This is a genomic window from Streptomyces sp. NPDC042638 (assembly GCF_040647235.1).
Lineage (GTDB): Bacteria > Actinomycetota > Actinomycetes > Streptomycetales > Streptomycetaceae > Streptomyces > Streptomyces rameus.
This window is the reverse complement of record NZ_JBEZBT010000053.1, coordinates 1-13,125: the sequence shown is the minus strand read 5'-3', so window position 1 is coordinate 13,125 and position 13,125 is coordinate 1. Positions and strand designations below refer to the sequence as shown.

General features: G+C 71.3%; 13 protein-coding genes. All 13 read left to right on the top strand.

Translation table 11 applies throughout. From position 1 onward, the window contains the following. Positions 1-69: 69 nt before the first annotated feature. The 13 genes from AB0B40_RS30990 (at position 70) to nusB (ending at position 12,916) form a co-directional block, all read left to right on the top strand. Positions 70-498 carry a DUF948 domain-containing protein gene (locus AB0B40_RS30990; RefSeq protein ID WP_345059216.1) on the top strand — a complete coding sequence of 143 codons (429 nt, stop codon included), beginning with the start codon at positions 70-72 and terminating at the stop codon, positions 496-498. Between the two features lie 16 nt (positions 499-514). Beyond that, positions 515-877, top strand: coding sequence for a hypothetical protein (locus tag AB0B40_RS30985; protein ID WP_345059218.1), 363 nt, complete (start codon positions 515-517; stop codon positions 875-877). Then, on the top strand, positions 877-3,549 hold the full coding sequence (alaS, locus tag AB0B40_RS30980; RefSeq protein WP_345059220.1) for an alanine--tRNA ligase: 2,673 nt from the start codon (positions 877-879) through the stop codon (positions 3,547-3,549). Before AB0B40_RS30985 ends, alaS begins: the two co-directional genes overlap by 1 nt. Before the next feature lie 17 nt (positions 3,550-3,566). Next, positions 3,567-4,031 carry a Holliday junction resolvase RuvX gene (ruvX, locus tag AB0B40_RS30975; RefSeq protein WP_345059222.1) on the top strand — a complete coding sequence of 155 codons (465 nt, stop codon included), beginning with the start codon at positions 3,567-3,569 and terminating at the stop codon, positions 4,029-4,031. Between the two features lie 175 nt (positions 4,032-4,206). Further along, a complete protein-coding gene (gene mltG, locus AB0B40_RS30970; protein ID WP_362266818.1) occupies positions 4,207-5,811 on the top strand; it encodes an endolytic transglycosylase MltG in 1,605 nt (534 codons plus the stop codon). After that, on the top strand, positions 5,792-6,631 hold the full coding sequence (locus AB0B40_RS30965) for a shikimate dehydrogenase (RefSeq protein WP_345059226.1): 840 nt from the start codon (positions 5,792-5,794) through the stop codon (positions 6,629-6,631). Before mltG ends, AB0B40_RS30965 begins: the two co-directional genes overlap by 20 nt. Positions 6,632-6,795: 164 nt before the next feature. Next, positions 6,796-7,980 carry a chorismate synthase gene (aroC, locus tag AB0B40_RS30960; protein ID WP_345059228.1) on the top strand — a complete coding sequence of 395 codons (1,185 nt, stop codon included), beginning with the start codon at positions 6,796-6,798 and terminating at the stop codon, positions 7,978-7,980. A gap of 32 nt (positions 7,981-8,012) precedes the next feature. Further along, on the top strand, positions 8,013-8,495 hold the full coding sequence (locus AB0B40_RS30955) for a shikimate kinase (RefSeq protein ID WP_345059237.1): 483 nt from the start codon (positions 8,013-8,015) through the stop codon (positions 8,493-8,495). After that, complete coding sequence (aroB, locus tag AB0B40_RS30950; protein WP_345059230.1) at positions 8,492-9,583, top strand: 3-dehydroquinate synthase; 1,092 nt, start codon at positions 8,492-8,494, stop codon at positions 9,581-9,583. The genes AB0B40_RS30955 and aroB overlap by 4 nt, the downstream gene beginning before the upstream one ends. Positions 9,584-9,748: 165 nt before the next feature. Beyond that, complete coding sequence (locus AB0B40_RS30945; protein ID WP_362266816.1) at positions 9,749-10,651, top strand: Pro-rich N-terminal domain-containing protein; 903 nt, start codon at positions 9,749-9,751, stop codon at positions 10,649-10,651. A 110-nt stretch (positions 10,652-10,761) separates the two neighbouring features. Further along, positions 10,762-11,868 (top strand): aminopeptidase P family protein, encoded by a 1,107-nt coding sequence (locus tag AB0B40_RS30940; protein WP_345054431.1) that lies wholly within the window; start codon positions 10,762-10,764, stop codon positions 11,866-11,868. A gap of 50 nt (positions 11,869-11,918) precedes the next feature. Next, positions 11,919-12,485: an elongation factor P gene (gene efp, locus AB0B40_RS30935; protein ID WP_037742222.1), complete on the top strand. Its 567-nt coding sequence runs from the start codon at positions 11,919-11,921 to the stop codon at positions 12,483-12,485. A gap of 2 nt (positions 12,486-12,487) precedes the next feature. Continuing rightward, positions 12,488-12,916, top strand: a complete 429-nt coding sequence (gene nusB, locus AB0B40_RS30930; RefSeq protein ID WP_345054428.1) for a transcription antitermination factor NusB — start codon at positions 12,488-12,490, stop codon at positions 12,914-12,916. The last annotated feature ends 209 nt before the right edge of the window (positions 12,917-13,125 follow it).

Here is a 13,125-nt window from a genome sequence, read left to right as displayed (position 1 = left end):
ATAGGCTCGGGACACTGCTTTTTTCATGGTTCCGATGTTCAGAGCACGTTTCAGGGAGCGGGTGCGACAGTGTCCGGTGGAGAGGTGGCCGGGATTCTGGTGGCCGTCTTCTGGGCGATCCTGGTCTCCTTCCTCGCGGTCGCACTGGCGAGGCTGGCCCAGACGCTCAAGGCGACCACCAAGCTCGTCGCGGACGTGACCGACCAGGCGGTCCCGCTGCTCGCCGACGCCTCCCAGGCGGTGCGCTCCGCGCAGACCCAGATCGACCGGGTCGACGCCATCGCCTCCGACGTCCAGGAGGTCACGTCGAACGCCTCCGCGCTGTCGACCACCGTCGCCTCCACCTTCGGCGGGCCGCTGGTCAAGGTCGCGGCCTTCGGCTACGGCGTCCGCCGGGCCCTCGGCGGACGCAAGGAGGAGGACGTGCCCGGGAAGTCGGCCCGGCGTACCGTGATCGTGGGCCGGACGGTCCCCGCCGCACGACGCAAGCGGAAGTAAGGACTGAGACCGAGCGATGTTCCGCCGAACGTTCTGGTTCACCTCCGGTGTCGCCGCCGGCGTGTGGGCCACCACCAAGGTCAACCGCAAGCTCAAGCAGCTGACTCCGGAGAGCCTGGCCGCCACCGCGGCGAACAAGGCCCTGGAGACCGGCCGGCGCGTGAAGGACCGCGCGGTCGGCTTCGCGCTCGACGTCCGCGACAACATGGCCCAGCGGGAGGCCGAGCTGGGGGAGGCCCTCGGCATCCAGGAGGACCCCGGGCTCCCGGCGCCCCGGCGGTACGCCGCCATCGAGAACAACCGCAGCAACCCCAAGTACATCGAGGCCCCGATGCCTTCGTACCCGAAGAACTCGTACAACCGGAATGAGGACCACTGATGGAGTCGGCCGAGATTCGCCGCCGCTGGCTGAGCTTCTTCGAGGAGCGCGGGCACACCGTCGTCCCTTCGGCGTCGCTCATCGCGGACGACCCGACTCTGCTCCTCGTCCCCGCCGGCATGGTGCCCTTCAAGCCCTACTTCCTGGGTGAGGTCAAGCCGCCCTTCCCGCGCGCGACCAGCGTGCAGAAGTGCGTGCGCACGCCCGACATCGAAGAGGTCGGCAAGACCACGCGCCACGGCACGTTCTTCCAGATGTGCGGCAACTTCTCCTTCGGCGACTACTTCAAGGAAGGCGCCATCAAGTACGCCTGGGAGCTGCTCACCAGCCCCCAGGACAAGGGCGGTTACGGCCTGGACCCCGAGCGCCTGTGGATCACCGTCTACAAGGACGACGACGAGGCCGAGCGCATCTGGCACGAGGTCGTCGGTGTGCCGAAGGAGCGCATCCAGCGCCTCGGCATGAAGGACAACTACTGGTCCATGGGCGTCCCCGGCCCGTGCGGCCCGTGCTCCGAGATCAACTACGACCGCGGCCCCGAGTTCGGCGCCGAGGGCGGCCCCGCCGTCAACGACGAGCGGTACGTGGAGATCTGGAACCTCGTCTTCATGCAGTACGAGCGGGGCGAGGGCATCGGCAAGGACAACTTCGAGATCCTCGGCGAACTGCCCAGCAAGAACATCGACACGGGCCTCGGCCTGGAGCGCCTCGCCATGATTCTGCAGGGCGTGCAGAACATGTACGAGATCGACACGTCCATGGCCGTCATCGACAAGGCCACCGAGCTGACCGGCGTCCGCTACGGCGACGCCCATGACTCGGACGTGTCCCTGCGCGTGGTCACCGACCACATGCGTACGTCCGTGATGCTCATCGGCGACGGTGTCACCCCCGGAAACGAGGGCCGTGGCTACGTCCTGCGCCGCATCATGCGCCGCGCCATCCGCAACATGCGCCTGCTCGGCGCCACCGGCCCGGTCGTCAAGGACCTGGTCGACACCGTGATCGGCATGATGGGCCAGCAGTACCCCGAGCTGATCACCGACCGCGAGCGCATCGAGAAGGTGGCGATCGCCGAGGAGAACGCCTTCCTCAAGACGCTCAAGGCCGGCACCAACATCCTCGACACCGCCGTCACCGAGACCAAGCAGTCCGGTGGCACGGTCCTCTCCGGCGACAAGGCGTTCCTGCTCCACGACACCTGGGGCTTCCCGATCGACCTCACCCTGGAGATGGCCGCCGAGCAGGGCCTGTCCGTGGACGAGGACGGCTTCCGCCGCCTGATGAAGGAGCAGCGGGAGCGCGCCAAGGCCGACGCCCAGGCCAAGAAGACCGGCCACGCCGACATGGGTGCCTACCGCGAGATCGCCGACACCGCCGGTGAGACCGACTTCTTCGGCTACACCGACACCGAGGGCGAGTCCACGATCGTCGGCATCCTGGTCGACGGCGTGTCCTCCCCGGCCGCCACCGAGGGCGACGAGGTCGAGATCGTCCTCGATCGCACCCCGTTCTACGCCGAGGGCGGCGGCCAGATCGGCGACACCGGCCGGATCAAGGTCGACACCGGTGCCGTGATCGAGGTCCGGGACACCCAGAAGCCGGTTCCGGGTGTGTACGTCCACAAGGGCGTCGTCCAGGTCGGCGAGGTCACCGTGGGCGCCAAGGCGCACGCCTCCATCGACGGCCGCCGCCGTACGGCCATCGCCCGTGCCCACTCGGCCACCCACCTGACCCACCAGGCCCTGCGCGACGCCCTCGGCCCGACGGCCGCCCAGGCCGGTTCCGAGAACCAGCCCGGCCGCTTCCGCTTCGACTTCGGTTCCCCGTCCGCCGTGCCGACGGCCGTGATGACCGACGTCGAGCAGAAGATCAACGAGGTGCTCGCCCGCGACCTCGACGTGCACGCCGAGGTCATGGGTATCGACGAGGCCAAGAAGCAGGGTGCCATCGCCGAGTTCGGCGAGAAGTACGGCGAGCGCGTCCGCGTGGTCACCATCGGCGACTTCTCGAAGGAGCTGTGCGGTGGCACGCACGTGCACAACACCGCCCAGCTGGGCCTGGTGAAGCTGCTCGGCGAGTCCTCCATCGGCTCCGGTGTCCGCCGTATCGAGGCCCTCGTCGGAGTGGACGCCTACAACTTCCTCGCCCGTGAGCACACGGTCGTCGCCCAGCTCCAGGAGCTGATCAAGGGCCGTCCGGAGGAGCTGCCGGAGAAGGTCTCCGCCATGCTCGGCAAGCTGAAGGACGCCGAGAAGGAGATCGAGCGGTTCCGTGCCGAGAAGGTGCTCCAGGCCGCCGCGGGTCTCGTCGAGTCCGCCAAGGACGTCAAGGGCGTCGCGCTGGTCACCGGCCGGGTGCCGGACGGCACCACCCCCGACGACCTGCGCAAGCTGGTCCTCGACGTGCGCGGCCGCATCCAGGGCGGCCGGGCCGCCGTGGTCGCCCTCTTCACGGTCAACAACGGCAAGCCGCTGACGGTCATCGCCACCAACGACGCCGCCCGCGACCGCGGCCTCAAGGCCGGTGACCTGGTCCGCACCGCGGCCAAGACCCTCGGCGGCGGCGGTGGCGGCAAGCCGGACGTCGCCCAGGGCGGCGGCCAGAACCCGGCCGCCGTCGGTGAGGCCGTCGAGGCCGTCGAGCGGCTCGTCGCCGAGACCGCCAAGTAGGGAACGGTCGAGGAACCATGCGCAGAGGTCGCCGACTCGCGATCGACGTCGGGGACGCCCGGATCGGGGTCGCCTCGTGCGACCCCGACGGGATCCTCGCCACCCCGGTGGAGACCGTCCCCGGCCGGGACGTCCCCGCCGCCCACCGCCGGCTGCGTCAACTGGTGGAGGAGTACGAGCCCATCGAGGTCGTCGTCGGCCTCCCTCGCTCCCTCAAGGGGGGCGAGGGCCCGGCGGCGGTCAAGGTCCGCGCCTTCGCCCAGGAGCTGGCCAAGGGCATCGAACCGGTGCCGGTGCGCCTGGTGGACGAGCGGATGACGACGGTGACGGCCAGCCAGGGGCTGCGGGCCTCCGGGGTGCGGTCCAAGAAGGGGCGCGCGGTCATCGACCAGGCGGCGGCCGTCATCATCCTGCAGCAGGCCCTGGAATCCGAACGGGTGTCAGGCGAAGCACCCGGTGAGGGCGTCGAAGTGGTCATCTGATCGCGATACGGTAACGTTCCGCGCGATGCGCCGGTGTTCGAACAGCCGGGGCACAGAAAGAGGCGGAGTGGAAGCCGGCCCGGGGCCGCGTGACCGTCGGCCTCGCGGCTCTAGGGGATCGATGACTGAGTATGGCCGGGGCCCAGGCTCCGAACCGTGGCATCCGGAGGACCCGTTGTACGGGGACGGCGGATGGGGAGGACAGCAGGCCCACACGGGTCAGCAGTCCCCCTACGACGGCCGGCCTCAGCATCATCCGCAGGCGCCGCAGTACGGCGACTGGAGCCAGGAGCAGCAGCCCGGCCACGACGGGCAGCACCAGCACTACGAGGGATCCGGCCAGCCGCAGTACGACCAGCAGTTCGCCGGTCATACCCAGCAGCAGTTCCACCAGGGCGGCTGGGACGCGACCGGCACCCACGGGCAGGTGCCCTACGCCGCCGACCCCGGTGACCCGTACGGCCAGCAGCCCGTGGCCTACGGCGCGGAGCAGCCCGACTTCTACGGCACCGAGGACGCCTACCCGCCGCCGGAACCGCCCGGCCGCAGGCGCCCCGAGCCCGAGCCCGGTTCCGAGCCGGAGGCGGCGGGCGAGGAGGAGCACGCCTTCCTGGCGGGAGGCGGCGAGGACGACGAGGAGCACGAGCTCCAGAGCCGGCGCGAGCGGCGCGGCAAGGGCCGCAAACCCGTCAAGAGCAAGAAACGGCGCACCGGCTGCGCCTGCATGGTGGTCGTCCTGGTGTTCGGCGGCGGTCTCGCCGGTGTCGGGTACTTCGGCTACACGTTCTACCAAAATCGTTTCGGCACGGCTCCGGACTACGCGGGCGACGGCATCAACGAGTCGGTGACCGTCGAGATCCCGAAGGGCGCGGGCGGCTGGGAGATCGGCCGGCGCCTGAAGGAGGCCGGGGTCGTCAAGAGCGCCGACGCCTTCGTCCACGCCCAGAGCCAGACGCCGGGCGGTGACGGCATCCAGGCCGGCGCGTACCTCCTGAAGAAGGAGATGTCCGCCGGCAGTGCCGTCAGGCTGATGATGGACCCGCGCAGCCAGAACAACGTGGTGGTCACCCCGGGCGAGCGCAACTCGGGTGTCTACGCGGCGATCGACAAGAAGCTGGAACTGTCCGCCGGCACCACCAAGAAGGTCGCGCGGAGCCAGTACAAGAGCCTCGGTCTGCCGGCCTGGTCGGAGAACAACGGCGACATCATGGACCCGCTGGAGGGCTTCCTCTGGCCGGCCACGTACCCGGCCGCGAAGGGCATGAAGCCCGAGGCCATTCTGAAGCAGATGGTCACCCAGGCGAAGCAGAGGTACGCCGCCTACGGCCTCGACACCAAGGCCAGGGCGCTCGGCCTCGACAACGCGTTCGAGCTGGTCACGGTCGCGAGTCTGGTCCAGGCCGAGGGCAAGACGCACGACGACTTCCGCAAGATGGCCGAGGTGGTCTACAACCGCCTCAAACCCACCAACACCGAGACCAACCGGCTGCTGCAGTTCGACTCGACCTACAACTACCTCAAGGGCACGAGCAACATCCACATCTCCGAGAAGGAGATCAACAGCAACCCGAGCCCGTACAACACCTACACCCACAAGGGGCTTCCGCCCGGCCCGATCGGCAACCCCGGCGAGGACGCGCTGAAGGCGACGCTGAATCCGACCGACGACGGCTGGATCTACTTCGTGGCGACCGACGGCACGAACAACACCGAGTTCGCCAAGACGTACGCCGAATTCCAAGAGCTCAAGGACAAGTTCAATGCCAACGCGGGCAACTGACGGCCGCCGCGCCGCCGTGCTCGGTTCGCCGATCGCCCACTCGCTCTCCCCGGTGCTGCACCGGGCCGCGTACGACGCGGCCGGACTCACCGGCTGGTCCTACGACAGCTTCGACGTCGACGAGGCCGCCCTGCCCGGCTTCCTGGACGGGCTCGGACCGCAGTGGGCGGGGCTGTCGCTGACCATGCCGCTGAAGCGCGCGGTCATTCCGCTGCTGGACGAGATCAGCGACACCGCCGCCTCGGTCGACGCCGTCAACACGCTCGTCCTCACCGAGGACGGACGCCGGCGCGGTGACAACACCGACATCCCGGGCATGGTGGCAGCCCTGCGCGAGCACGGCATCGAGGAGGTCGACTCCGCCGCCGTCCTCGGCGCCGGCGCCACCGCCTCCTCCGCGCTCGCCGCGCTCGCCCGGATCTGCACCGGGGAGGTCGTCGCCTACGTCCGCAGCGAGGCCCGCGCCGCCGAGATGCGGCAGTGGGGCGAACGGCTCGACGTGGAGGTCCGGACGGCGGACTGGTCCGACGCCGCCGAGGCGCTGCGTGCCCCGCTGGTGATCGCCACCACGCCCGCCGGTACGACCGACGCCCTCGCCGCCGCCGTACCCGAACGCCCCGCCACCCTCTTCGACGTGCTCTACGACCCCTGGCCCACCGAGCTGGCGGCCCGCTGGTCCATGTTCGGCGGTGCCGTGGTCAGCGGCCTCGACCTGCTGGTCCACCAGGCCGTCCTGCAGTTCGAGCAGATGACCGGGCACGCTCCGGGCCCGCTGGACGCCATGCGCCACGCGGGGGAGAAGGCGCTCGCGGCCCGCTGACGCCCCCGTACGCGTCCGCCTGCTGGACCGGCGGCCGGATCCCGACCCCGGACGTGGGAGGATCGGAGGTGGCGTACCGGGGTCGCGCACCCGGCGGCGCCGTCGCGGCGCGCGAGGACGCGCGCACGCAGGGCAGTACCGGGCGCGAGCACTGAGGAGCACCGTTGAGCAGGCTGCGTTGGCTGACCGCGGGGGAGTCCCACGGTCCCGCACTTGTCGCGACGCTGGAGGGTCTTCCCGCCGGCGTGCCGATCACCACGGAGATGGTGGCGGATCACCTGGCGCGGCGGCGGCTCGGCTATGGCCGTGGTGCGCGGATGAAGTTCGAACGTGACGAGGTCACCTTCCTGGGTGGTGTCCGGCACGGTCTGACCCTCGGCTCCCCGGTCGCGGTCATGGTGGGCAACACCGAGTGGCCGAAGTGGGAGCAGGTGATGGCGGCCGACCCGGTCGACCCCGAGGTGCTGGCGGGCCTGGCCCGCAGCGCGCCGCTGACCCGGCCCCGGCCCGGCCACGCCGACCTCGCCGGGATGCAGAAGTACGGCTTCGACGAGGCCCGCCCGATCCTGGAGCGCGCCTCCGCCCGCGAGACCGCCGCCCGGGTGGCGCTCGGCGCGGTGGCCCGGTCATACCTGAAGGAGACGGCCGGCATCGAGATCGTCTCCCACGTCGTGGAGCTGGCCTCCGCCAGGGCGCCCTACGGCGTCTACCCCACCCCCGCCGACGTCGAGAAGCTCGACGCCGACCCGGTGCGCTGCCTGGACGCCGACGCGTCGAAGGCGATGGTCGCCGAGATCGACCAGGCCCACAAGGACGGCGACACGCTGGGCGGTGTGGTGGAGGTGCTGGCCTACGGTGTCCCGGTCGGCCTGGGCTCCCACGTGCACTGGGACCGGCGACTGGACGCGCGGCTGGCCGCCGCCCTCATGGGTATCCAGGCGATCAAGGGCGTGGAGGTCGGTGACGGCTTCGAGCTGGCCCGGGTGCCCGGCTCCCAGGCCCACGACGAGATCCTCACCACCGCCGACGGCATCAAGCGCGCCACCGGCCGCTCGGGCGGCACCGAGGGCGGTCTGACCACGGGCGAGCTGCTGCGGGTGCGGGCCGCGATGAAGCCGATCGCGACCGTGCCCCGGGCGCTGCGGACGGTGGACGTCGCCACCGGAGAGCCCGCGCAGGCCCACCACCAGCGCTCCGACGTGTGCGCGGTGCCGGCCGCCGGCATCGTGGCCGAGGCCATGGTCGCGCTGGTGCTGGCCGACGCGGTCGCGGAGAAGTTCGGCGGCGACTCCGTCCCGGAGACCCGCCGCAACGTCCGGTCCTACCTCGACGGCCTGGAGATCAGGTGAGCGTCGGGCCGGCGGTCGTGCTGATCGGCCCGATGGGGGTGGGCAAGTCCACCGTCGGGCGGCTGCTCGCCGAGCACCTCGGTGTCGGCTACCGGGACACCGACGACGACATCGTCGAGGCCGAGGGCCGCACCATCGCCGAGATCTTCGTGGACGAGGGCGAGCCCGCCTTCCGCGCGAAGGAGAAGGCGGCCGTGCGGGCCGCGCTCGCCACGCACGAGGGTGTCGTCGCCCTGGGCGGCGGAGCGGTCATGGACCCCGACACCCGGGCGCTGCTGGCCGGGCAGCGGGTGGTCTACCTCTCGATGGAGGTCGAGGAGGCCGTCCGGCGCACCGGCCTGAACGCGGCCCGTCCGCTGCTCGCGGTCAACCCGCGCAAGCAGTGGCGGGAGCTGATGGAGGCGCGCCGGCATCTGTACGAGGAGGTCGCCACCGCCGTCGTGGCGACGGACGGCCGCAGCCCCCACGAGGTCACCCAAGACGTGCTGGACGCACTGGAGTTGAAGCAAGGATGAGCGAGTCAGTCACCCGGATTCAGGTCGGCGCCACGGCGGGCACGGATGCGTACGAGGTGCTGGTGGGGCGCCAGTTGCTGGGCGAGCTGGCCGGCCTGATCGGGGAGCGGGCCAAGCGGGTCGCGGTGATCCACCCGGAGTCGCTGGCCGAGACCGGTGAGGCGCTGCGGAGCGACCTGGCCGAGCAGGGGTACGAGGCCGTCGCGATCCAGGTGCCGAACGCGGAGGAGGCCAAGACCGCCGAGGTCGCCGCCTACTGCTGGAAGGCCCTGGGCCAGTGCGGGTTCACCCGTACCGACGTCATCGTCGGCGTCGGCGGCGGCGCGACCACGGATCTGGCCGGGTTCGTCGCCGCGACCTGGCTGCGCGGGGTGCGCTGGGTCGCCGTCCCGACCACGGTGCTGGCGATGGTGGACGCGGCGGTCGGCGGCAAGACCGGCATCAACACCGCGGAGGGCAAGAACCTGGTCGGCGCCTTCCACCCGCCGGCCGGCGTCCTGTGCGACCTGGCCGCGCTGGACTCCCTGCCGGTGCACGACTACGTGTCCGGCCTGGCCGAGGTCATCAAGGCGGGGTTCATCGCCGACCCGGTGATCCTGGACCTGATCGAGGCCGACCCCGAGGCCGCCCGGTCGCCGCAGGGCCCGCACACGGCCGAGCTGATCGAGCGGTCGATCCGGGTCAAGGCCGAGGTCGTCTCCTCGGACCTGAAGGAATCCGGTCTGCGGGAGATCCTCAACTACGGCCACACCCTCGGCCACGCCATCGAGAAGAACGAGCGGTACAAGTGGCGGCACGGAGCCGCGGTCTCGGTCGGCATGCACTTCGCCGCCGAACTGGGCAGGCTGGCGGGCCGCCTGGACGACGCGACGGCCGACCGGCACCGCAGCATCCTCGAAGCCGTCGGCCTGCCGCTGCACTACCGCTACGACCAGTGGCCCAAGCTGCTGGAGACGATGAGGGTCGACAAGAAGTCCCGTGGCGACCTGCTGCGCTTCATCGTGCTGGACGGCCTGGCCCGGCCGACCGTGCTGGAGGGCCCGGACCCGGCGGTCCTGCTCGCCGCGTACGGCGAGGTAGGGCAGTAGGTCCCGACTGTCCGTCCGTCCGATTCCCGTCCCGCAGCGGGCACTTCGGGCCGTCCCCGGCCGTTTCACCAAACGACGGCCGGGGACGGTACCGTTCGGTAGGCAGCGAGGGCGTGCCCCCGCTGCCCAGCACCACAGTGCCTGTACGAGACGGAGTGGCAACGGATGCAGCACGCAGTGGGGTCTCCGCTGCCGCCGCCCCACCAGTCGGGGCAGGGGCCGCACGCCGGCTGGGCGCCGGCCGCGCACCAGGCGGCTCCGCACCAGGGAACCCCCCGGGGCTCCGCCCCCGTGCCCCCGCCGCCTGGCTTCCAGGGCGCGCCGGTCCCCGGGCCGCCGGCCCCGCACCAGCCGCCGGCCCCCTCCGTTCCGGTGGCGCCGCCCGTGCCGCCGCAGCACACCTCCGGCCCGGCGGCCCCCGATACCACCGGGCACGTGCGGCTGCCACCCGGCGGCCCGGTCGGTGCCCCCGCGGCGCCGCCCGCCACGGCCGCCGTCGCGGACCCGGCGGGCACCACCCTCGCCGTCCTCCTCATCGGCCCGGCCGGCGCGGGCAAGACCAGCGTCGCCAAGTACTGGGCGGACCACCGCCGCGTCCCCACGGCCCACATCAGCCTGGACGACGTCCGCGAATGGGTCCGCTCGGGCTTCGCCGACCCCCAGTCGGGATGGAACGACAACTCGGAGGCCCAGTACCGGCTGGCCCGCCGCACCTGCGGATTCGCCGCCCGGAACTTCCTGGCCAACGGCATTTCCTGCATCCTGGACGACGCCGTCTTCCCGGACCGCCCGGTCGTGGGCCTCGGCGGCTGGAAGCGGCACGTGGGCCCCGGCCTGCTCCCCGTCGTCCTGCTCCCGGGCCTGGACGTCGTCCTGGAGCGCAACGCCGAGCGCACCGGCAACCGCCGCCTCAGCGACGAGGAGGTGGCCCGCATCCACGGCCGTATGGCCGGCTGGTACGGCTCGGGCCTCCCGATCATCGACAACTCCCAGCTGGACGTCCCGGCGACGGCGAGGGTCCTGGACGAGGTCCTGGCCCGGGCGATAGCGAGCCCACCGAGCTGGTGAGCGCGGGGTGGGGTCCGTGGGGGTGGGGTCCGTGCCCTCGTCACCCGTCCCGGACCCCACTCGGCCCCTCCCAATCGGCACAAACCGCGCAAAACTCCTACGCTCATCTCATGTCAGAGGTGTACGCGAACCGCCGATCCCGGCTGAGGGACCACGTCAACGCGGCCGGCACCGCGGCAGCGCTCGTCACCCGCCCGGCCAATGTCCGCTACCTCGCCGCCGCGGCCCCGCAGGGTTCCGTCCTGCTGCTCGGCCGGCGCGAGGACCTCCTGGTGTGCGCAGGCCCGCCGGAGGACCGTCCCTACGAAGGCAGGCCCGACGAGCACGTGCGCCTGCACGTCCTCGCGGCGAACGGCGGTGACGCCGTGGTCGCGGCGGCCGGCCTCGCCGCGGCCCAGGGCGCCGACTCCCTGGCGGTCGAGGAGAACCACCTCACCGTCGCGCGGCACAGAGCCGTCGCCTCCGTCGTGCCGAAGCTCCGCCTCACCGACCTCGGCGGCGCCGTGGAGCAGCTCAGGGTGGTCAAGGACGAGGAGGAGATCTCCTGCATCCGCATCGGCGCCGAGATCGCCGACCAGGCCCTCGGCGAGCTGCTGGAGTCCATCCTGGTCGGCCGCACCGAACGGCACCTCGCGCTGGAGCTGGAGCGGCGCCTGGTCGACCACGGCGCCGACGGCCCGGCGTTCCCCACCTCCGTGGCGACGGGACCGCACGCCGGCCGCCGTGGCCACCGGCCCACGGACCGGCGCGTGGAGGAGGGGGACTTCCTCTCCGTCTGCCTCGGTGCCGCCTACCGCGGCTACCGCTGCGAGATCGGCCGCACCTTCGTCATCGGCACCTCGCCCGCCGACTGGCAGATCGAGCTGTACGACCTCGTCTTCGCCGCTCAGCGCGCCGGACGGGAGTTCCTCGCACCCGGCGCCGCCTACCGTGACGTGGACCGCGCGGCACGGCAGGTGCTGGACACCGCGGGCTATGCGGAGGCGCTGCCACCGCTGATCGGACACGGTGTCGGACTCGAAATCGACGAGGACCCGCAGTTGGCGCCCGCGGCCATGGGTAAACTGGACGCTTGCGTGCCGGTCACCGTCGAACCGGGGGTCCACCTCCCGGGCCGGGGCGGTGTCCGGATCGATGACACGCTCGTCGTACGCCCCGAGGCGGACGGCGGACCCGAGCTACTCACCATCACGACCAAGGAGCTGCTCGCGCTGTAGGAGTGCGTGCCCCCGGGGTCGTCCACGTCAGTCCAGGAGATTCCGCAACCGTGGCTTCCACGAACGACCTCAAGAACGGATTGGTGCTCAAGCTCGAAGGCGGCCAGCTCTGGTCCGTCGTCGAGTTCCAGCACGTCAAGCCTGGCAAGGGCCCGGCCTTCGTGCGCACCAAGCTGAAGAACGTGCTCTCCGGCAAGGTGGTCGACAAGACCTTCAACGCCGGTGTCAAGGTCGAGACGGCCACTGTCGACAAGCGCGACATGCAGTTCTCGTACATGGACGGCGAGTACTTCGTCTTCATGGACATGGAGACCTACGACCAGCTGATGGTCGACCGCAAGGCCGTCGGCGACGCCGCCAACTTCCTCATCGAGGGCTTCACGGCCACAGTGGCCCAGCACGAGGGCGAGGTGCTCTTCGTCGAGCTGCCGGCCGCCGTCGAGCTGGTCGTCCAGGAGACCGAGCCGGGCGTCCAGGGCGACCGGTCCACCGGTGGCACCAAGCCCGCCACCCTCGAGACCGGCCACCAGATCCAGGTCCCGCTCTTCATCACCACCGGTGAGAAGATCAAGGTCGACACCCGCACCAGCGACTACCTCGGCCGGGTGAACAGCTAACCGTGGCTGCCCGCAACACGGCCCGCAAGCGCGCTTTCCAGATCCTCTTCGAGGGCGACCAGCGCGGCGCCGACGTCCTGACCGTCCTCGCGGACTGGGTCCGGCTCTCCCATGGCGACACCCGGCAGCCCCCGGTCAGCGAGTACACGATGCAGCTGGTCGAGGGCTACGCGGAGCACGCGTCGCGGATCGACGAGCTGATCGCCCAGTACGCGGTGAGCTGGACGCTGGACCGCATGCCGGTCGTCGACCGCAACATCCTGCGGCTGGGCGCGTACGAGCTGATCTGGGTCGACGAGACCCCGGACGCCGTCGTCCTGGACGAGATGGTGCAGCTGGCGAAGGAGTTCTCGACCGAGGAGTCGCCCTCGTTCGTCAACGGCCTGCTGGGCCGGCTGAAGGAGCTCAAGCCGACGCTGCGGCGGGGCTAGCCGCCGAAGAGGGGCGCCGTGGGACTGCGGTGGTACGGCGGCTGCGGGTCGTCCGTGGCCGGCCGCGCAGTTCCCCGCGCCCCTTCGGCGTTCCCGCGTGCCTGCGCCGAGAGGCGGGCCGGAACCCGTCGCGGAAAGCCGCCGGGGTGGCCGGGGCGATGTTCGTGACCACGGCGTCGAGGAGATCCATCACCTCGGCGGCGAGGATC

Coding starts and splice junctions, on each gene's coding strand:
- AB0B40_RS30985 (WP_345059218.1), top strand. CDS start 515: ATGTTCCGCCGAACGTTCTGGTTCACCTCCGGTGTCGCCGCCGGCGTG.
- alaS (WP_345059220.1), top strand. CDS start 877: ATGGAGTCGGCCGAGATTCGCCGCCGCTGGCTGAGCTTCTTCGAGGAG.
- ruvX (WP_345059222.1), top strand. CDS start 3,567: ATGCGCAGAGGTCGCCGACTCGCGATCGACGTCGGGGACGCCCGGATC.
- AB0B40_RS30965 (WP_345059226.1), top strand. CDS start 5,792: ATGCCAACGCGGGCAACTGACGGCCGCCGCGCCGCCGTGCTCGGTTCG.
- AB0B40_RS30955 (WP_345059237.1), top strand. CDS start 8,013: ATGGGGGTGGGCAAGTCCACCGTCGGGCGGCTGCTCGCCGAGCACCTC.
- aroB (WP_345059230.1), top strand. CDS start 8,492: ATGAGCGAGTCAGTCACCCGGATTCAGGTCGGCGCCACGGCGGGCACG.
- AB0B40_RS30945 (WP_362266816.1), top strand. CDS start 9,749: ATGCAGCACGCAGTGGGGTCTCCGCTGCCGCCGCCCCACCAGTCGGGG.
- AB0B40_RS30940 (WP_345054431.1), top strand. CDS start 10,762: ATGTCAGAGGTGTACGCGAACCGCCGATCCCGGCTGAGGGACCACGTC.